Annotated in this window: 21 protein-coding genes and 1 pseudogene; 9 read left to right on the plus strand and 13 right to left on the minus strand. The window is 35.9% G+C overall.

Annotated elements, in window-relative coordinates; translation table 11 throughout:
• Window positions 1–13 precede the first annotated feature (13 nt).
• The 4 genes from B5V89_RS16845 to B5V89_RS16860 all read right to left on the minus strand — a co-directional run bounded on the left by B5V89_RS16845 (window position 14) and on the right by B5V89_RS16860 (window position 3,909).
• Window positions 14–532: a type 1 glutamine amidotransferase domain-containing protein gene (locus tag B5V89_RS16845; RefSeq protein WP_108073128.1), complete on the minus strand. Its 519-nt coding sequence runs from the start codon at window positions 530–532 to the stop codon at window positions 14–16.
• Window positions 533–602: 70 nt separating this feature from the next.
• Window positions 603–1,598 carry a FecCD family ABC transporter permease gene (locus B5V89_RS16850; protein WP_108073129.1) on the minus strand — a complete coding sequence of 332 codons (996 nt, stop codon included), beginning with the start codon at window positions 1,596–1,598 and terminating at the stop codon, window positions 603–605.
• The gene (locus B5V89_RS16855; RefSeq protein WP_108073131.1) at window positions 1,598–2,638 is read right to left on the minus strand and encodes a FecCD family ABC transporter permease; all 1,041 of its coding nucleotides are present in this window, start codon (window positions 2,636–2,638) and stop codon (window positions 1,598–1,600) included. The genes B5V89_RS16850 and B5V89_RS16855 overlap by 1 nt, the downstream gene beginning before the upstream one ends.
• Before the next feature lie 335 nt (window positions 2,639–2,973).
• The gene (locus B5V89_RS16860) at window positions 2,974–3,909 is read right to left on the minus strand and encodes an ABC transporter substrate-binding protein (protein ID WP_108073132.1); all 936 of its coding nucleotides are present in this window, start codon (window positions 3,907–3,909) and stop codon (window positions 2,974–2,976) included.
• Between the two features lie 415 nt (window positions 3,910–4,324).
• Between B5V89_RS16860 and B5V89_RS20220 the strand changes: the two genes are divergently transcribed.
• Complete coding sequence (locus tag B5V89_RS20220; protein ID WP_170112422.1) at window positions 4,325–4,471, plus strand: hypothetical protein; 147 nt, start codon at window positions 4,325–4,327, stop codon at window positions 4,469–4,471.
• A 195-nt stretch (window positions 4,472–4,666) separates the two neighbouring features.
• On the opposite strand, the pseudogene B5V89_RS16865 reads toward B5V89_RS20220, so the two are convergent.
• The 3 genes and pseudogenes from B5V89_RS16865 to B5V89_RS16875 form a co-directional block, all read right to left on the minus strand.
• Window positions 4,667–4,792, minus strand: a pseudogene (locus tag B5V89_RS16865) (HepT-like ribonuclease domain-containing protein); the annotation flags it as partial.
• A gap of 70 nt (window positions 4,793–4,862) precedes the next feature.
• Complete coding sequence (locus B5V89_RS16870) at window positions 4,863–5,252, minus strand: hypothetical protein (RefSeq protein WP_066232399.1); 390 nt, start codon at window positions 5,250–5,252, stop codon at window positions 4,863–4,865.
• Between the two features lie 270 nt (window positions 5,253–5,522).
• Window positions 5,523–5,993, minus strand: a complete 471-nt coding sequence (locus B5V89_RS16875) for a hypothetical protein (RefSeq protein ID WP_108073133.1) — start codon at window positions 5,991–5,993, stop codon at window positions 5,523–5,525.
• A gap of 223 nt (window positions 5,994–6,216) precedes the next feature.
• Here B5V89_RS16875 and B5V89_RS16880 point away from each other — a divergent pair, with 223 nt between their 5' ends.
• The gene (locus tag B5V89_RS16880; protein ID WP_142406537.1) at window positions 6,217–6,987 is read left to right on the plus strand and encodes an IucA/IucC family C-terminal-domain containing protein; all 771 of its coding nucleotides are present in this window, start codon (window positions 6,217–6,219) and stop codon (window positions 6,985–6,987) included.
• Between the two features lie 37 nt (window positions 6,988–7,024).
• On the opposite strand, the gene B5V89_RS16885 is transcribed toward B5V89_RS16880, so the two are convergent.
• On the minus strand, window positions 7,025–8,098 hold the full coding sequence (locus tag B5V89_RS16885; RefSeq protein WP_108073136.1) for a branched-chain amino acid aminotransferase: 1,074 nt from the start codon (window positions 8,096–8,098) through the stop codon (window positions 7,025–7,027).
• A 177-nt stretch (window positions 8,099–8,275) separates the two neighbouring features.
• Between B5V89_RS16885 and B5V89_RS20505 the strand changes: the two genes are divergently transcribed.
• Window positions 8,276–8,932, plus strand: a complete 657-nt coding sequence (locus B5V89_RS20505; RefSeq protein ID WP_244913529.1) for a hypothetical protein — start codon at window positions 8,276–8,278, stop codon at window positions 8,930–8,932.
• A gap of 818 nt (window positions 8,933–9,750) precedes the next feature.
• Here B5V89_RS20505 and B5V89_RS20225 read toward each other — a convergent pair.
• Window positions 9,751–9,915, minus strand: coding sequence for a hypothetical protein (locus B5V89_RS20225; protein WP_165797714.1), 165 nt, complete (start codon window positions 9,913–9,915; stop codon window positions 9,751–9,753).
• Between the two features lie 203 nt (window positions 9,916–10,118).
• Between B5V89_RS20225 and B5V89_RS16895 the strand changes: the two genes are divergently transcribed.
• From B5V89_RS16895 to B5V89_RS16915, 5 genes are all read left to right on the plus strand, one after another.
• On the plus strand, window positions 10,119–10,493 hold the full coding sequence (locus tag B5V89_RS16895; RefSeq protein ID WP_066232387.1) for a DnaJ family domain-containing protein: 375 nt from the start codon (window positions 10,119–10,121) through the stop codon (window positions 10,491–10,493).
• Between the two features lie 97 nt (window positions 10,494–10,590).
• The gene (gene motA / locus B5V89_RS16900) at window positions 10,591–11,382 is read left to right on the plus strand and encodes a flagellar motor stator protein MotA (RefSeq protein ID WP_108073137.1); all 792 of its coding nucleotides are present in this window, start codon (window positions 10,591–10,593) and stop codon (window positions 11,380–11,382) included.
• Complete coding sequence (gene motB / locus B5V89_RS16905) at window positions 11,375–12,184, plus strand: flagellar motor protein MotB (RefSeq protein WP_066232382.1); 810 nt, start codon at window positions 11,375–11,377, stop codon at window positions 12,182–12,184. Before motA ends, motB begins: the two co-directional genes overlap by 8 nt.
• A gap of 337 nt (window positions 12,185–12,521) precedes the next feature.
• Complete coding sequence (gene map / locus B5V89_RS16910; RefSeq protein ID WP_066232380.1) at window positions 12,522–13,271, plus strand: type I methionyl aminopeptidase; 750 nt, start codon at window positions 12,522–12,524, stop codon at window positions 13,269–13,271.
• A gap of 191 nt (window positions 13,272–13,462) precedes the next feature.
• Entirely contained in the window at window positions 13,463–14,533 is a 1,071-nt protein-coding gene (locus tag B5V89_RS16915; protein WP_342352542.1) for a PQQ-dependent sugar dehydrogenase, read from the plus strand.
• A gap of 135 nt (window positions 14,534–14,668) precedes the next feature.
• On the opposite strand, the gene B5V89_RS16920 is transcribed toward B5V89_RS16915, so the two are convergent.
• Window positions 14,669–14,890 carry a DUF1128 domain-containing protein gene (locus tag B5V89_RS16920; RefSeq protein WP_108073140.1) on the minus strand — a complete coding sequence of 74 codons (222 nt, stop codon included), beginning with the start codon at window positions 14,888–14,890 and terminating at the stop codon, window positions 14,669–14,671.
• Window positions 14,891–15,042: 152 nt separating this feature from the next.
• Between B5V89_RS16920 and B5V89_RS16925 the strand changes: the two genes are divergently transcribed.
• Window positions 15,043–15,879 (plus strand): YihY/virulence factor BrkB family protein, encoded by an 837-nt coding sequence (locus tag B5V89_RS16925; RefSeq protein WP_108073142.1) that lies wholly within the window; start codon window positions 15,043–15,045, stop codon window positions 15,877–15,879.
• Between the two features lie 209 nt (window positions 15,880–16,088).
• Here the strand turns inward: B5V89_RS16925 and lepB are convergent, their stop codons facing one another.
• From lepB to B5V89_RS16945, 3 genes are all read right to left on the minus strand, one after another.
• Window positions 16,089–16,628 (minus strand): signal peptidase I, encoded by a 540-nt coding sequence (gene lepB / locus B5V89_RS16935; protein WP_108073143.1) that lies wholly within the window; start codon window positions 16,626–16,628, stop codon window positions 16,089–16,091.
• Window positions 16,629–16,754: 126 nt separating this feature from the next.
• On the minus strand, window positions 16,755–18,680 hold the full coding sequence (locus tag B5V89_RS16940) for a heavy metal translocating P-type ATPase (protein ID WP_108073144.1): 1,926 nt from the start codon (window positions 18,678–18,680) through the stop codon (window positions 16,755–16,757).
• 150 nt (window positions 18,681–18,830) lie between these two features.
• Window positions 18,831–20,015 (minus strand): MFS transporter, encoded by a 1,185-nt coding sequence (locus B5V89_RS16945; RefSeq protein WP_108073146.1) that lies wholly within the window; start codon window positions 20,013–20,015, stop codon window positions 18,831–18,833.
• Between the last annotated feature and the right edge of the window lie 194 nt (window positions 20,016–20,209).

Here is a 20,209-nt window from a genome sequence, read left to right on the forward strand (position 1 = left end):
AAGGTAGCAATCATCATTTATTCAAAAGCTTCAACGCTTCACGATTAAATGCGGGGATATCTTTAGGTGTTCGGCTCGTGACAAGCTGTTCACCGCACACAACGACTTCTTCATCATGAAAATTAACTCCAGCATTTTCTAAATCCACTTTGATTGATGTATAACCTGTTGCATCTCTGCCATCAAGTGATTTTGCAGTTATGAGCAATTGTGGACCATGACAAATAGCAAACACAGGTTTTCTTTCATCCATAAACGCTTTGGCGAATTGAACAAAGCGGTCATCCGCACGAAGTTGATCGGGTGAAAATCCACCAGGAATAAATAAGGCATCATAGTCACTTGGATCTACCGAGTCAATACTTTCATCGATTGTGACTTCTACTTCCTTATTTTTTCCTGTTATCTTCTTTCCTTTTTCCTTCTCAATCGTTACGACAGTATGACCTGCCTCTTGAAAGGCTTTTGTAGGCTCACTATATTCGGAATCCTCAAACATGTCTGTAATCACTGTTGCAATTTTTTTACTCAAGAAAAATCATCTCCTTTATAGTTTATATGTTCCCGGTTTGGACAAATATAAACGTTAAAAAGATAAATCCTTATGCTGTTTTCACCAATAAATATACAAAATATGGAGCTCCGATAATAGATACAATCAATCCAACGGGAATTTCCGATGGTCCGAAGAAGTTTCTGGCAATCGTGTCACCAATCAATAAAATTAACGCTCCAATTAACGCTGCGACTGGAATCATGATTTGGTGTAGGGGACCAACAATTCGTTTCGCTAAATGAGGTGCGATCAATCCGATAAAGGCTAAACCACCGCCAAAAGCAACACATGCACCGGCTAAAGCGGCAGCTACAAAAAGAAGAATACGGCGTTCCCGTTCTAACTTTATCCCCATCCCTACAGATAACTCATCACCAAGTCGCAACACATTTAGTGTACGAGATTTTATCCATACAAACGAACCGAGCACAATAATCCACGGTAAAATGGCTACAACAAATCCCCAATTTGTTCCCCAAAGGTCTCCCGATAACCAAGTAATCACCTCAGAGAAGCTTTGATTGGTCATTTTGAGCTGAAAAATAATTAAGAGAGCACTGAATGCGGAATTGATTCCGATTCCGACAAGAATCAACCGCTTAGGGGTAATCCCATTTTTCCAAGCCAAAACATAAATAAGAAACATCGCAATAATGGCTCCGGCGAAAGCAGCCAATGGCATAAGATAACTACTGAATGACTTAATAACAGTATTCTCTGTGAAAAAAATAAAGATAACAACAAAAAGTCCTGCACCTGTATTTATCCCTAAAATACCCGGGTCTGCTAAATCATTGTTTGTAATGCCTTGTAAGATAACGCCTGAAATCGCTAAACCAATTCCTATTAACAATGCGATAACAATTCTCGGAAGTCGGAAATCAAATAATACAATTCCATCTTGACTAGTTCCATAACCCGCCAAAGTAGCCACGACAGATAGGGGGGAAATACTAATTGTCCCTAATGATAAATTAATAAAAAAGACGGCAATCAATAAAAGAAGAAGAATGCCAAACACGATCGTTCCTTTTCGTTTCATCACAATCCTCTCCCTTCTCTTCTAGCAAGGTAAAGGAAAAAAGGTACACCAATTAAAGAAGTAATGGCTCCGACCGGTGTTTCATATGGCGGATTAATCACTCGTGAAAGCATGTCTGATAAAATTAAAAGAAGACCTCCGAGTATACCTGAACAAGGGATGATCAATCGATAATTCGAACCGACAATAAATCGGGTAATGTGCGGAATAATTAAACCGATAAAGCCAATCATTCCAGCGATGGAAACACTGGCACCTGTTAAAAGGACAACGGCTAATGATCCTAGCAGCTTTGTCCAAAACACATTGATTCCTAGTCCTAGTGCAACGTCTTCCCCCATACTCAATACATTGATTTTTTTTGAAATAAAGAGGGCAATCAGGATTCCGATGATGGCCACTACGAGAATAAACGGAATGCTTGACCATTTTGTACCAACGACTCCGCCTGCATACCAAAAGCTTAAATCCCTAGCAACATTAAATCGAATCGCAATGGTCGTTGATAATGCACTAAACATCGTTCCGATCGCTGTACCTGCAAGGGCTAACTTCACAGGTGTTAATCCGCCTTTTGTCCAGGAACCGATTGAAAAGACAATCATTGCACTAATTCCTGCCCCAATAAAGGAGGCAAAAAGCAGAAAGATATACGAGCTTCCATGGAAAAAAGCGAACACAATAGCAATCGCTAATTCAGAGCCGCCCATGACCCCCATAATGGAAGGGTCGGCCAACGGGTTTCGCGTCATCCCTTGCATGATCGCTCCTGAAATTGCTAAAAAGATTCCAACAAATACACCAGCTAAGGCACGTGGTAAACGAATTTCTTTTATGTATTGGTGAACGATATTATCCTCATTATAATGGAAGAAAGAATTAACAATCGTTGCCACGCTTGTTTTTCCTTCTCCCATGGAGATGGACGCAATAATTGAAAGCAATAATAAAAGAAAACCTCCGACTAGTATGATCCATGCTTTTCCGTTTTTTGTTATGAATGGTTTATTCTTTTTATTTGAGGGTGCTTTATGCCCCATATTTCCTACATCCTTTATTAGTTACTAAATCCTAATCTATTTTATCATATAAAAATTTTTTCTCTAAGGCATTAACTCTAATGAAAAAAGATGCTCACCATGATTGGCAAACATCTTTCTTCAGATTTTTCGTGGGAATAATAAATTATACGCATCGCTTTTTTACATAAACTGTCTACGTCTAGCTCCAGCGCCTATCGACTAGAAAACTTCAGGACTTTTCCCTACGATAAGTCAACATCGATTCGCCTTACAGGCTCATCGTGTTTCCTTTATCTCAGTCAAAGTCCCTCCAGTTTTTACGTCGATGAGCAAGGCGCTTTCGCCTTTGTACTTTATTTAGCCATTTTTTCCTTTAAATCATCGAGTAATTTATCTTTTCCGATTGGTAAAAATGATTGTCCGAAGTATGGTTGGTTAGGGAAGTAATAAACATTTTTGTTTTTAACAGCCTTTAAGCCGTTCCAGATTGAGCTTTTCTCTAATTCAGCTTGTGCACCTTTGGAACTGACGACGATTAGTACATCAGGATTTAACTTCGAGATGTTTTCTAAATTGATTTGGGAAGTACCAGTATCCTTGGATGCACCTTCAGGTCTTGGTAACTGCATATCATCATTAACGATTTGGCCTAAACCTTCATTTCCGAATGTGTACGTATTTTTTTCATCCGCAAGTAAAGTTAATACGGTACCTTTACCTGTTTTCTTCTTAATGTCATTTCCAATTTCTTTTGCTTTCGCATCATACTTAGCAAGCCAATCATTTACTTCTTTTTCTTGACCAAATATTGTTCCGATTTGTTTAAATCGTTGTTTCCACTTTGTTAATCCTTCATCAAGGACGATGACAGGAGCAATTTTTTTCAGTTGATCAACGCTTTTAAGATGTCGTTTGCTAACGATAATTAAGTCGGGTTGAGTTTGAAGAATCGCCTCGACATCGACTTTATCGACCATATAGTAGCCGACAATTTTTGCATCCTTCAGTTCGTCTTTAATATATGGCGCAGGTTTTGTATAGTCATAGGAATCAGAATTGGCTGTTGCGACCAATTTGTGACCTAAGATAATTAATTCTTCACTTGACCCTGAAATATCAGCGATACGCTTCGGATTGGCAGGGATATCTACCTTTTCTCCACGTGCATCTGTTACCGTTACTGTGGCTGATTTTTTCTTATCATTCGATGTATCTTTTTGATTTCCACAAGCGATTAATACACTTGAGATAATGAATAAAATGGATATAAAAGTTAAATATTTTTTCATGATAGCCTCCTGTATGTAAAATAGTTCACTCCATTGAGAAAGATTATCATTTAAAGCATAAAAAATCAATATATTTTTTACTATTTCCAAAAGGGGAAAATAAATAAGAAAAAACTAAGCTGAATGAATATCCCGTGCTATATTGCTCCATTAATTACGATTAAAGATTGGATGGCTTACAATATCCAATTTAGTAAAAGTATAGATTGAACCATACGATGAATATTGGTAATTTTGAAAATAGGAATATCTTTTTTCCGTTATCCTAAGTTTCCCGTATAAGATAAAAAAATTGAGAAGTGGGTTAAAGAATTATTGTAACCAAAAAAGTATTAGGAAAATTAATGGAGATACTATGATTCCGTATTTATAGAAGTTTTGTGAAATATTATCAAATTTTATTAGGGGGATGGTAATGAAGAAGTTTATTGATGACTTGGCGGGAGCAATCTATGATTCTTTTAAATTTGTTTTCAGATGCATATGCTACATTTTATCCGGAATGTTAATTGTCGGAGTACCGCTTTATATAATTGCATTAATATTTAAAATGTTTAATTAGCGGATAAAATCCTCAGCTGTTGTATATATATTATTTGACTCAAAGGGACCTATTTTTGAAACAAATAATTTAGAGGATTTAGCTAAGTTTTTGAAAAAGGTCAACTAAAAATAGATGACCGAGGGAATGATCACTTTTTTCAAAATTCCAATTTTACTATAGTTTATACTTAACATGTTCAAAATTAAAAATCTATTATAACAGTATAGTCTTAGTGAACTGCATAAAATCAACTAAGTGATTGTCTATGATTTTTTGCAGAATCACTATACGGATCTCCTGATAATCATGGAGAGCGATATTTCTAAAACCAACCATCGATCACGTCATTTTTCATATATGGATCCACTCTCTTCAATATTTCGTAATATCTTCCAACCTTCTTCAAACATTAATTAAGTGGTACATTGTCCGGATTATCCGGATAGACAATTTGTATTAATTGATAGGGAGTTTTTTTATCGTTTACTTTTTCAATAGATCCCTTTTTTTCGTACGAAGCAAAATATTTGTTATTTATATTAATTAGATTCCATGTATTTTTATCTTCAATAATAATTTCAAACTTTTCCGAAGGGCTATTATTAGGATCATGTGCAATAATCCAAGTTTTTTTCCAATCTTCACTATGCTTCTTTTCATCCACTATTATTTGAGAATCTGTACCTTTATAGTACTCCTTATCGGCCTTTTTTGAAAAATAGTTCTTTCCACCTAGTGCAAGAAAAATTAGAACGAGCAATATTATCAACAGTAAATAAACTGATACTTTTCTTCTCAAGCGCTTACCTCCTAACATTTCGGTAAAACAAATCTACAAATCAAAAATTGCATTCAAAACTAAAAGTAAAAACCATAAAAAAATTAAAAAGCTTACAATAACTCTTCCCATTTTGAAGTCCGTTTTATTTTCGCTATTCTGCCGTTTTATCTTCCTATACAAGCCTTGAATTTTATTTTGTTTTTTGTTCTTGGTTTGACTGTCTTTCACACCGATTTTACTCCCTCTTTTATAATAATCGATAAAATAACTGCATGCTGAACAATTCTCCTAGAAATTAATTTCTAAAAGTTGTTTCATTTTACTAAATAAATCTTTATGTTTATCAATTGTTATGCGAGTTTTCTTTATTGATCCGACATCATTGTGTGTGAAGACAAAAGTACCGTCATTCAAAACGTAAAAAGCATAAGGAACTTTTTTTCCGGATTGTATCTTTTCACTTTCAAAAAAGTTAAATGAATAAGTGTTTTGAGTTTTCATTTCATCAAAGATGTATTGACTATCTGACTTTTTAACTTTAAGCCCTTCAACCATCGACAATATTTTTTTAACCATTTTTTTGTCTTTAACAATTTTCGTCATTTCTTCGGATGAAGAATTATCTACCACTTTTTGAATAAATATTGTACTTAAAGAATTTTTCTTATCTATTTTTATTTCTTCTTTATTTCCAGAACAAGCACACAGAAGTATAGACAAAATAATTAATAAACCTATAAAAGTATATTTACTCTTCAACAATTCTGACCTCCAGTGCTGACTTTTATATATAGTTCAACAAATAAACAGTAAAATCCTTTGAGTTTATCAAAACTTACTCTTCCTATTTCAATAATTTGTGCTTACATAACAAATATTTATAAATATCAAGAACAGACTAGGAAGTTTTTACAATTGATAATGATTTTCACCATAGATATAATAAGACTAACAGAAGGAAAATAGAAAGTTGGAAAGTTGTATGGCATTACAGATGTTAAATGATGTGGAATTGCAATTTTTGATTAATAATTCCGCGTTAACGAGTGAGGCAGCGACAGAGGATTCGTGGCTGATTAATCGGGAGAACCTATCAATAGTGATAGATGATTTAACAGAACGGTTGCAGTCTCCCCAAAGAGTGATTACTGCAGCTCAATTATCCAAGAATTATAGCTTTGCATTACTTGTTCCCATATTGTATTCAATGACAGTTTTTCAAAAGGGTATTGACGCAAGCGGTTCTAATAGTTTTGTCGAATTATCTAAAGAGGGCGTTTACTCGCTTCATATAAAGGAAATGTCGTTTGAAAGTTTTGAACCTGGTGAAAGAAATGTATGGCGGGATAACATTCTACAAAAATTGTTTAAAGATAATCTGTCTCTTCTCCACAAATCACTTTCAACATTAACAAAAATTCCGGAATCGATTCTTTGGGAAAACGTGGCATCCTATATTTATTGGTTATATGAGTCACGTCTCCAACAAGAAGATGCCATGAGTCCGTTTACCAGTGAAGATTTTCGCTATATTGTCATGGACGCACCTGGATCGGTATTTGGAAAGGATTATAATCCAATCAAAAATTGCTTTAAATTTATTGAAAAAGAAGATAAAACCATCGTTAGAATTCGTAAAACATGTTGCTTAACATATAAATTACCGGGTTCACCTGTATTTTGCGGTGATTGTCGACTAAATCCCGTGAACAAGTATGATACAGCATGTAAACCAACACATATATTTGAATAAGGACAGTGGACTTAGTCCACTGTCCCATTGAGCCAGTTTAGTTCACTTCAACTGTCCAATCAAATGGATCAGGTTCCGTTCCGTTTTGAATATTTGTGATGGTTTCGTATAATTTTTTTGCGATTGGTCCAGTTTCCCCGTTATTAATAACTAGTTTTTCCCCTTCGTAATTTAATTCACCAACTGGAGAGATAACGGCAGCTGTTCCTGTGCCAAAAATTTCTTCAACCCATCCCTTTTGATAGCTTTCATAAATTTCATCAATCGAGATTCTTCGTTCACTTACTGGAATCCCCCAATGTTTTAAAAGCTGGATGACAGAATCTCTCGTCACCCCCGGTAAAATACTTCCGTTTAAAACAGGAGTCACGATTTCCCCATTGATTTTAAAGAAAATATTCATGCTGCCAACTTCTTCAATATAGCGTTTTTCTACCCCATCTAACCAAAGAACTTGAGAATAGCCGATTTTTTCCGATTCCTCTTGGGCTTTTAAGCTTGCTGCATAGTTTCCGGCGGTTTTTGCCTTTCCTGTTCCGCCTGCTACTGCACGGACATAGTTGCGTTCAACATAAATTCTCACTGGATTTATTCCCTCTTTATAGTAAGAACCAACAGGGGAGAGAATGATCATTAAGCGGTATGTTTTCGATGCAGCTACACCAAGATATGGTTCGGTTGAAATAATAAATGGACGAATATAAAGCGACGTTCCTTCTGCAGATGGCACCCAATCTTTTTCTAAGCTGATTAATTGTTTTAAAGCTTCTAAAACGAATTCTTCATCAATTTGTGGTATACAAATTCGCTCATTGGATAAATTTAATCGTTCCATATTTTTTTCAGGTCTGAAAAGGAGGATCTTATCTTCCTTCGTTCTATAGGCTTTTAGACCTTCAAAAACGGTTTGTCCATAATGAAAAATCATTGCGGCCGGATCTAAACTAACTGGCTGATAGGGCGTGATGCGCGGATGATACCATCCTTTGTCAACAGAATAATCCATGATAAACATATGATCCGTAAAGATTCTTCCAAATTCAAGCTGATTCGTCTGAGGCTTTTCCTTTTTTGATTCACTTCGGATAATTTCAATCTGACTATGTTCCATTGCTTTCCCTCTTTTACTGTGAAGTATTAAAATATTTGATTTCTTATCATTATTTCACTATTCAAGCGATTTGTCATTAGTAAATTGGGTATTTCATACAATTAAATATTTCCAAGTTTAACCGGTTAGCGTACTGGGAAAGATGCTGGATAAAGACTACTATCGCGGAGGGAACACATGGAAAAGGGATACCGGTTATTAGGAGCTTCAATTTTTGTTGGAGGAATATTGATGCTAATTGCTACTGTGCTGCATCCACCATTAGTGAATCCCTATGATGGACAGACGGCTTTTCACGGATACAGCCATTCCCGTTTATGGATGTGGGACCATATTTTAATGCTTCTCGCTACTTTTCTGTGGTTACTTGGTTTAGCGGGAAGTAGATTCTATTATTCGGCTGGGAAACTGTCTTCTAAATTAGGATCATATTCATTCATTGTTTCTATAAGTATTTGGATTATCATCCTTTCAGCAGAGCTAACGATTCTGCCGATTATTGGAGAAGAAGTCATTCAAAACGATGGATCGACATTATTCAAAGTGTGGGAATCGGTTTTTTCCTTTTTATTGTTAGCAGGTTATTTTGCGGTTGCCTGTGGGTGGATTGGTGTTTTTTTATATGGATGGGGAATGCGTAGTGTAAAAACGGAGCATTTCTCTTCATTGTTTAATAATAGTGCATTGTATTCCGGGCTGATCGGTTTGATTGGAATTATCATCACATGCATATCATTTCCAATCGGTTATATTGTCATTCCACTTACTTCTGGACCACCGTTTATTTGGACGATGTGGTTAGCTGTGAAAATGTTGAGGAAACAGGTTGAATGATTATGCTGATTGTGTTTATATACGACCATATGATTGGAGCTGGCTAAAGTACCTTTCAATGTATCTTGGTCTCTATTCCTACTTTTTTGACCCCCAAGATTGCCTTTCGTAACACATCTTGGGCTTCATTCCACCTTTTTGTCGACCAAGATTCCTTTTTCGCAACACATTTTGGGCTTCATTCCACCTTTTTGTCGACCAAGATTGCCTTTCGTAACACATCTTGGGCTTCATTCCACCTTTTTGTCGACCAAGATTGCCTTTCGTAACGCATCTTGGGCTTCATTCCGCCTTTTTGTCGACCAAGATTCCTTTTCGCAACACATCTTGGGCTTCATTCCGCCTTTTTGTCGACCAAGATTGCCTTTCGTAACACATCTTGGGCTTCATTCCGCCTTTTTGTCGACCAAGATTGCCTTTCGTAACACATCTTGGGCTTCATTCCGCCTTTTTGTTGACCAAGATTCCTCCTCGCAAAGCATCTTGGTCTCTATTCCATCTTTTTGCCTCCCAAGATTCAAATTCTTAACGTATCTTGGTCTTCAATCCTTCTTTTTGAATTGTTAATGCTCTAATAGCTTTAGATTGAGTTGATTAGCAAAGCAAATACTAGATCTGGGAGCAGATGCAGCCTGTGAAAAATGGAAAAACAGTTCTAAAGCCCTTAGGATATTTAAAAGCTTTTGTAGTATGAAAGGATGGTTCACTAATTTTGTATCCTCCGTGGTAATACATCTATTACAAGACTTTTATCAGTCATTAAATTAAGAAAAAAGAGCTGACCCTAGCAACAGGTTCAACTCTTTATCGATGAATTCTTATTCAACTTCTTCCTCTTCAACACGATTTTTAAACGCTTCTCTTGTCACGATGAATTCTTCATCACCGATAGCCTCTTTTGAATGTTTCTCAGTTAAGCTGTTTTGTGGGAAATTACCCGGATGTCCTTTTTTCTTATGATTAAAACCAGTCCCTCTAGCCATTTTTCCACACACCTGCCTTCTTAAGTGATATCATTCCTGATTAGATTCTCCAAAAATCGTTACATTATCACGTTAAATTTCCATCAAGGCAAAATCAAGAGAAAATAGTTTGAATTTTGTCAAAAATAACAACCGAATCCTACATCTATATAAAGCAAATTCGATATAATAAAAGTAAGAAATTAAACGAAAGGGTGACTGTTATGGACTTTTTTAGATTAACGGAAGATCGGATTCGTGAAGCATATAAAAATGGGGAATTTAAAAATTTACCAGGATATGGAAAACCACTTCCGGACGATGAGCTAGCTAACATTCCGGAAGATTTACGCATGGCCTATAGGATTATGCGTAATGCAGGATTTTCCCCTGAAGAAGCATCGGTGAAAAAAGAACTAATGACGATCGAAGACCTCATTAAACAAAGCAAAAATGAACTAAATAAAGAAGAACTCACCCACAAGCTAAATGAAAAAATGTTAAAGTACAATGAACTTGTATCGAAAAAAGGAGGGAAAACGAATTCCTCCGTATTTAAAAACTATGAGCAAAAAATAGAAAAGAAATTTTTGAAATAGAAAGATGTCGAAGTTTTGCTGTTTTACTCTAAAAAAATCCATTTCTTTGTCGATATAAAGGATAGAAATAAGATTTTGGAAAATTAGGGTGAAGTAAATGGACAAAACATCGGTAATTGGGGTTATTTTAGGAGTAGTGGCAATCGGCGTAGGAATGGTTATGAAAGGCGTCCCCCTAAATGCATTAGTAAATCCCGCTGCATTTTTAATTATTATTTTAGGAACCATTGCTGCGGTAACGATCGCTTTTCCTACGAGTGAAATAAAAAGAGTGCCAAAATTATTTGGCGTCATCTTTAAAGAAAAGAAAAATATGAGTGAAAAAGAAATCATCAATCTTTTTTCTGACTGGGCACAAGTAGCGCGAAAGGAAGGATTACTTGCGCTTGAAGCGAAATTAGAAGAGGTGGAGGACCCATTTTTAAAAAATGGACTTAGTCTGGCGGTTGATGGACAAAGTGCTGAATATATTCGGGATGTGTTAAGTGAGGAAATTGATGCGATGGAAGGTCGGCATCAAGCGGGAATTGCCATTTTTTCACAAGCGGGGACATATGCTCCTACACTTGGCGTACTCGGTGCGGTACTTGGACTTATTGCTGCACTAGGAAATATGGGGGATACGGAAAAATTGGGACATGCAATTTCTGCTGCCTTCATTGCCACATTGCTTGGGATATTTACCGGGTACGTATTATGGCATCCATTCGCCAATAAACTGAAACGAAAATCCAAAGAAGAAGCAAAAAGGAAGGAAATTATGCTCGAAGGAGTACTATCCATTCTTGCTGGTGAAGCTCCGAAAGTCATTGAGCAAAAATTAGCCTCCTATCTTCCTGTTGGAGAACGGAAAAAGCTGTTAGAAGAAAGTAGTGAAGCGAATGAGTAAGAAAAAGAAAAGAAAAAATCACGATGAAGGGCATCCTGATGAATCTTGGTTACTTCCTTATTCCGATTTAATGACATTACTATTAGCTTTATTTATCGTATTATTTGCTTCAAGTACAGTCGATGCGCAAAAATTTCAGCAGCTTTCTAAAGTATTCAACGGCATTTTTTCTTCTGGTGTCGGTGTGATGGATTATTCTAATCCACAGCAAGAGAACAATTTTCAATCAACAGTTCCGCAGAAAAAAACTGAAGCTAATAAAGAAAAGACAAACGCAGATCAAAAAGCTGCAGATGAAGAAAAAGAGAAGTTCAACCAGCTAAAGTTAAAAGATCATGAAGAATTAGCAGAAGTACAAGCTAAGATAAACAAATATATAAAAGAAAACAATTTATCAGGAAAGTTTGCTACATCGTTAACAACGGAAGGATTGCTGCTAACGATACGGGATAATGTCCTTTTCGGTTCGGGAAATGCGGACATTACAGGAGAAAATATAAAAATTGCAAAAGAAGTGTCTAAATTACTTGTAATGGATCCACCTAGAAACATTCTTATCAGTGGCCATACAGATAATGTGCCGATCCATAATTCTAATTTTGAATCTAATTGGGAATTAAGTATGATGAGGGCCTATAACTTCATGAAAGTTATTTTGCATAATAAACATTTAGAGGCAAAAAACTTTAGTGTTAAAGGGTATGGTGAATACCAGCCAATCGCATCAAATGCGACTGAAGAGGGCAGAGCCAAAAATCGTCGCGTTGAAGTGCTTATCCTTCCAAGAGTCAAATCAAATTAACGAGCTTTTTGTACATCGGTACAGAAAGCTTTTGTTTTTTAGAAGAAACATGTAGAAATATTTTCGACAGTATTTTCGAAACCTAATAGAGGTACTGATCGAGAAAAGCCTTTATTTCTTAGGAAATATTAAAACTTAAAGCTGTTTGTTTACAGACTTTTCAACAATTAGCTGTCATTATTCAACATCCATTCCAATGAAATATGTTGAATAATGTATGGTGAATGTAAGGAAATATTTTTGCTATAACGTAGAAATAACGATATGATGATAGTGTTCATAATATAATTATTCGATATAAATATAGATAAGTGTTATTTTGAAAGGAAGATGTAAGTTGATCACATATAAATCACAACGTGAAATCGATATGATGAAAAAAGCGGGTGAATTACTTGCAAGTACCCATAAGGAAATTGCCAAAATGATTAAACCTGGTATAACAACATGGGAAATTGAAGAATTCGTCAATGATTATTTGAAAAAGCATGGTGCTACTCCTGAACAAAAAGGCTATAAAGGCTATGAATTTGCCACTTGTGCTAGTATAAATGATGAAATCTGCCATGGCTATCCGCGAAAACAGCCACTTCAAGAGGGGGATATTGTTACGATTGATATGGTCGTAAATTTAAACGGTGCACTAGCAGATTCAGCGTGGAGTTATCCAGTCGGAAAAGTAAGTGAACAAGCACAAAAATTATTAGATGTAACAAAGGAAGCATTATATAAAGGAATCGAACAAGTAAAAGTCGGAAATCGCATCGGCGATATCGGTCATGCCATTCAATCTTTTGTAGAACCACATGGTTTTTCCGTTGTTCGAAATTTCATCGGTCACGGAATTGGACCAACAATTCACGAAAAACCTGAAGTACCTCATTTTGGATTACCTGGCAAAGGACCTCGCATTAAAGAAGGTATGGTATTTACGATTGAACCGATGGTAAATATCGGTGGATTCGAAACGAAAATGGACAACAACGGGTGGACGGCCCGAACAATGGACGGCACATTATCTGCCCAATACGAGCATACAATTGCCGTAACAAAAGATGGAATTATTATTATAACTGATCAAGATTAAAGCCTCAGATGTGAGGCTTTTTTTTCTAGGAATTTAAAAAGAATGAAACCAGTTCTCGAAAAGATTGGATGCGAGAAGGAAAGGGTAGAAATCCGAGCTCAAGTGCACGAATCCGCAAGATTAATAAAGGGATTCGCCTTTCCATTGATGAAATAGTAGATAGGAATATTTCAAAATGGAGGGGATTAAAATTGATTAGAGGAATACTCATTTTCGTCTTTATACTTTTAACAGCATGCTCAAATCAACAGGAGAAAGAAAATTCTTTCGAAGCAGAAAAAACGATCACAAATCAACAGCCACAACCGATTTTACAAAAATTAAATGTTCCATGGGCGATGGCGAAACATAAAGATACCTTTTACATTAGTGAAAGAGATGGAACAATAGTGTCATGGAATGAAACAACTAATCAATTACATCGATCCCAAGTAAAAACTACTAAACCGATCCATCACGAAGGGGAGGGAGGCTTTCTTGGGATTGAATTAACTCCAAATTTTGAAGAGTCCCATCAAGCATATGCCTATCACACATACCAGGAAAATGGAAATACGTTTAACCGTGGGATTCGTATTCAAAAAAACGGAGAAACATGGGTTGAGGTTGCATCTTTACTAGAAGATATCCCTGGTTCAAACATCCATAATGGTGGTCGCATAAAAATTGGCCCTGATCAAAAACTTTATGTAACTATTGGAGATGCAGCTGTACCGGAAAATGCACAAAACCTAAATTCTCTATCGGGGAAAATTTCACGAATGGAATTGGATGGAAGAATTCCAAGCGATAATCCATTTAAAAATAGTTACATCTATTCCTATGGACATAGAAATCCACAAGGACTTGCATGGGATGAGCATGGAACGATGTATAGTACCGAGCATGGACAAAGTGCACATGACGAAATTAATCTGATTAAGCCTGGAGCCAATTATGGGTGGCCAATCATTGAAGGAAATACACGCCAACAAGGGATGGAGACACCTATATTTCAAACAGGCGACACGACATGGGCACCTTCAGGAATTCAATATAAGGATGGAAAATTATACATTGCTACACTTCGAGGAGAAAAACTAAGGATTTTTGATCTAAAAGAAAAAAGTTCTACTTTTGTAAGAGGCGATTTTGGAAGAATTAGAGATGTTTATATCGAAGGAAATAATTTGTATTTTATTTCTAATAATTTGGATGGCCGAGGTACACCAGCTGCTGATGATGATCAATTATGGAAGATAGATATAAAAGAGATTAAATAAATTGAAGGCGGATACGGCACCGCTATTCGTGAAAAAATTTTTGCGGACAGAATCCGTTTAACCCCTAAATTAGGGCCATTTTAAAAGAATAACGGATTCAATGTCCACATTAGGTTTTCAATTTTACGTCAACACTTATTTACGCAAATTCCCCAATTCTTCCACAATTGCTTGCATTTCATTTGGACTAAATGTGTTTTTTTTCATGACCATTTCATAAATATCATGTAAATCCTCATAAACATCTTCATTGTATTGTGAAGATTTTATCGCATCCACATTAACCATCCGTAATTTTGTTGTGATTTGGGAAATCATGTATTGAATATTTTCAGCTGATTTAATTGTAAGATCCACAAGTGTCATCCTCTCATTTTTTCGTAAAAGATAATACTATCTTTCCACGAATTAAAATAGGTGTCAAATACATATTATGTTTTATTGGAAGAGCTAGGGGGAAGATAAGTATTACAAATAACTGTAAGGTGCACTTTTTATGAGGTGAAAAAATGGGGAACTCAAAAATAATTCGAGATAAAAATTTCATCATTTCGCTAATTAAACATTCAACCTACAATGATATCACTGGTTTGGCCGCACAATTAGCTTATTTTTTCCTGTTATCTTTATTTCCATTACTTCTCTTTGTAGTAAGTTTGCTTCCTTATTTGCCTATTAATTTGGATGATATTTTAAATGTATTGCGTAATTTTGCTCCAAAACAAACATTAAATATGATTGAATCAAACTTAGCGGACATCTTGAATAATCGAAGAACAAGTTTGCTTTCGTTTGGAATTATCGCGACATTATGGTCGGCGTCAAAAGGAATGAATGCAATTACAAAAGCGTTGAATCGTGCGTACGAAGTAAAGGAAACCCGTTCGGCGATTGTTGCGCGAGCCATGTCGGTTCTTTTAACACTTGCGATGATTTTTGTTTTTTTACTTGCATTGTTATTACCGGTTTTTGGAGAATATATCGGTTTTTATATTTTTAAACTGTTTGGCCTTTCCGAACAATTTACACATATTTGGACAGCGTTAAGATGGGTTATTAGTCCACTCATATTATTTGTTGTTTTTGTTGGAATTTACTACTTTGCTCCGAATAAAAAAATTAAGTGTCTCGCTGTTTTTCCGGGCGCGGTAATAGCTACAGTTGGATGGGCGGTTGTATCATTAGGATTTTCCTTTTATGTAAGTAATTTTGGCCACTACTCTACGACGTATGGAAGTTTAGGTGGGATTATTGTTCTTATGTTGTGGTTCTATTTCAGTGGAATCATTTTAATCGTCGGGGGAGAAATCAATGCAATGATTTCGGCGAAAAAGAAATTTTGCTAAGGCTGTCAATAAATAACGGGGAAGCTTCATGGAAAACGAAACAAACTATTAATGAAAAAGAAATACAGTTGAAGGGAGAGATGGACATGGGTAAAAAAACAAAACAAAACAGTAAGCAAAAACCTAAAGGCAAAACTTCAGGATCTGCAAACGGACAAAATGGCTATCATTAATGTAAAGCGACCTCTTCTGTAGAGAGGTCGCTTAATTTACTCTACATTTCTAAAATGAGAGAAAGGGAAAAAAACGAACTCACTTTTTCCTATAATACTCTGTTTTCGTATAAAGCCTAAACCATTTCTGCTATCTTCGCTTTTTAAACGGTTATCTCCCATGACAAAATATTTATTATGCGGTACTGTAATTGGACCAAAATCACCAGTCAAATTACTTCCCTCTTTCACGGCTAATTTTAGGTTTTGTGAAAGGTAAGGCTCTTTACATAAAACTTCATCTATAAATAATTTATCATTTTCCATGACAATTTTTTCTCCTGGAAGACCAATTATCCGTTTAACATAATTCTTTTCTTTCCCCTTAATGATGACGATATCTCCCCTATGATAACGGTCGTTAACATTGAATTTATTTACAAAAACTTTTTCTTGATCATGTAATGTAGGTTCCATCGATTCACCTTTTACTGTATAAGGAGCAAAAAAGAATGTTCTTGTTACAAAGGCAATTCCCAAAGCAATAATTAATGCTTTTCCCCAACTTTTCAATTCCTTTTTTGTTTTACGTTCCATTAAATCAACTCCTTTCGTCTTTCTTATAAAATAATCTATTCTACATGTTCTGTTAAAATCCTTTTTGTTTAATAAAAACAAAGAAGCCCTCAATCAGTATCGATGAGGTGCTTCCTACTAATTCTTTTATCCCCGAAGACATCTCAGACCATTCAAAATCACCAAAATGGTGCTGCCTTCATGGCCGACAACCCCTAATGGGAGGTTTAAAAACTGTAAAAAATTAGAGGCGATTAAGAGCAGGATAACCGTTAATGAAAAGATAATATTTTGTTTAATGATTCGATTCATTTTTTTCGATAAACGGATCGCTTCTGCAATTCGAGATAGATCATTTTTCATTAAAACGACATCTGCCGTTTCCATTGCAACATCGCTACCTTCTCCCATGGCGATTCCGATATTGGCAGTTGCAAGGGCGGGAGCATCATTTACACCATCACCAACCATTGCAACGACTCCATATTTATCTTTAAGCATTTTCAATGAAGAAACCTTTGTTTCAGGTAAACATTCAGCAATATATTCATCAATGTTGGATTGCTGAGCGATGTTTCTTGCTGTATTTTTACTATCGCCTGTTAGCATAATTGTTCGAATACCTTCATTCTTCAACAATATTAACGCATGTTTTGATTCCTTTCGAACGATATCTTGAAGACCAATTGCAGCAACAATTCCAAGCGAATCTTTGACATAAACGACCGTTTTACCATCATTTTCAAGTTTTATTGCTACGCCATTTTCAAATGCCAATGCATTTTCTTTTCCAACGAAATCTTTTTTACCAATCCACCATTCTCGATGATGGAGCCAGCCTTTTAATCCCCACCCTGGGATATCTTTAATTTTCTCTGGTTGAAGTAGTGGATGATTATGTTCTTTTTTCCAAAAATCCACGATTGCTCGTGCTAACGGATGATTGGAGCGATTTTCAATTGACGCAATGATGTGCAAAAGATTCGTATCATCCTTATCCGCACGAACAATAATATCCGTAACTTCCGGTTTTCCTTTTGTAAGTGTCCCAGTTTTATCAAAAGCAATGGCTTTAACATGACTTAAAGCTTCCAGATGAACACCGCCTTTGAACAAAATTCCATTCCTGGCACCATTCGAAATAGCAGATAAGGTTACCGGCATAATCGATGCAACCAGGGCACAGGGAGAAGCGACAACTAATAGGATCATCGCCCGATAAAAAGTTGTTTTCCAACTCCAATCAAATAGAAAATGTGGGACAATCATCATGATCAAAACGACAAGCAATACAATTTTTACATATAAACTTTCAAATCGTTCAATAAAAAGCTGGGACGGTGATTTTTCACTTTGTGCAGACTGAACGAGATCAATAATTTTTTGAAACACAGTTTCATTTGCTTGCTTCATCACTTCAACAATTACTGATCCATTTATATTGATAGTACCGGCAAATACTTCTGCACGTATTCCTTTCGTGACCGGAACAGATTCACCTGAAATAGTTGACTCATCAATCGTTGTCGTTCCTTCGATAATTTGTCCGTCTGCCGGAATTCTTTCTCCCGGCTTCACAATAATGTGATCGCCCACTTCTAAAAGAGAAACGTGTATGACTTTTTCCTGACCTTGGATAATTCTTGTTGCGGTTTCCGGTTGAATATCTAATAAGGAGGAAATTTCCTTTTGGCTTTTATTCATCGTATAAGTTTCAAGCGCTCCACTTAATGAAAAGATAAAAATTAGAATCGCGCCCTCAGTCCAGTAACCGATCACCGCTGAGCCGATAGCGGCAAGAATCATCAACATTTCGACATTTAATTCTTTATTTTTTACTGTATCTACGATTCCTTCTTTCGCTTTTGCATAGCCCCCAATGATAAATGCTAATAGGTAAAACGCTATCGAGAACGTTTCATGATTCCATTGGGAAGATAGCCATCCAATGAAAATGAAAAGACCACTTAGAAGTGCAGCAATCAGTTCGATATGTTCAAAGAGTCGATCAAAACGAGATGATTCTGTTAATGAAATTTCCCTGCTCGTTGATGCGATTTGCCCTTGTGCCATGAGTATCCCTCCTTAATTGAGAAAAAGAATCAAATTCAATACCCCTATAAAATGACGAAAGCTGTCATCTCAGGGAAAGATGACAGCTGTACTTGCTTTATCATTATTTTCTATATCGTATCATATTCAGAAGCATGCGAAAAGTTTTTTCTATTGTGAAATACCCGAAAATAATTCCTTCTTTTTCGAAGTACGGAATGTACATAATGATAAAAGAATAATCAACAACATAGCACTAATCAAATAGAAGAAACTTGCCCCTTTTATGTGCTCGATTATAAGTCCCGCCAAAAAAGGACCGAGCATGCTTCCTAAGCTAAATAAGATTCCGCACATAATATTTCCAGCAGGTAATAACGTTTTTGGCAGTAAATCGGCCGCATAACTAATTCCTAATGAAAACGTGGAACCGACTGCCATCCCTGCAAAAAGAAAGCAAAGAAGTAACCCAATGACTGAATGACTCACAAATCCTGCAGCGATAAAACAAAGGAATCCGATAAAAATTACTGTAATTAGTGTGTTTTTACGACCGAATCGATCGCTAATCATTCCGAGTGGCAATTGGGTAATAAGCGTGCCGATTGCAAAAGCCGGAACAATGATTGAAACTGATTCAACATTAATCCCATTTCTTAAAGCAAAGACAGGGAAGCTGCTATTTAAAGAAGCTTCCATAAACCCAAATCCGAAAGGCGGGAGTAGGGCCACCCACGCATATTTCCACACCTTCCCGAATCGTTTAAATGTTCCGAGAAAGGAAACAGATTCTGTATCTTTTTCGGGAAAGTCGTTTTTTAACGTAATAACGGTAAACGTTAAAATTAAGCTTAGTGCAGATGTAATCATAAACGGCAAAGACTCACTTATTTTCACTAAGTTTGTTAAAGACGGACCAAATGCGAACCCTAAACTGAAAAATAAACCGTACAGTGAAATATTTCTTCCAAGTTTTTCTTTAGATGAAAAAGAAGTGATCCATGTTTGGGTTGCGAAATGCAGCGTATGGTCGCCAATCCCGATTAATAATCGCAAAATAAACCAAAACCAAAAGGATTTCCAAACGGGAAATAAAAATAGTGTGAGTGCTACAGTGAAGCCCCCAATTAATATTAATGGTTTGTAACCGACTTTACGTAAGGGCGCCTCCATTATGGGAGAGGCAATAAGTACGCCGATATAAAGTGCGGTAGCATTTAACCCATTTAATGAAGATGCCATCCCATCATTTTCAAAGATAACCGCAATTAATGGCAATAACATTCCTTGAGAAAACCCTGATATCGCGACAATACTAACTAATATCCAAAATCGATACTTATCTGTTTTAAACATTGAAGCAAAACTCCTTATAAAAAAGACTTTCTATCAGTGATGTTAACTGTATACCGAACAATTGGCAAGATATTAATTATTTTGAACATACTGATTGGAATAAAATGTACATAAAATATAGCCAAAATAAAAGATTTGAGTAGAAAGATTAGGGAAATATAAATAGAAATAAGAAAAAACCAACCTATATCCAA

The sequence above is a fragment of the Heyndrickxia sporothermodurans genome (assembly GCF_003055045.1).
Lineage (GTDB): Bacteria > Bacillota > Bacilli > Bacillales > Bacillaceae_C > Heyndrickxia > Heyndrickxia sporothermodurans.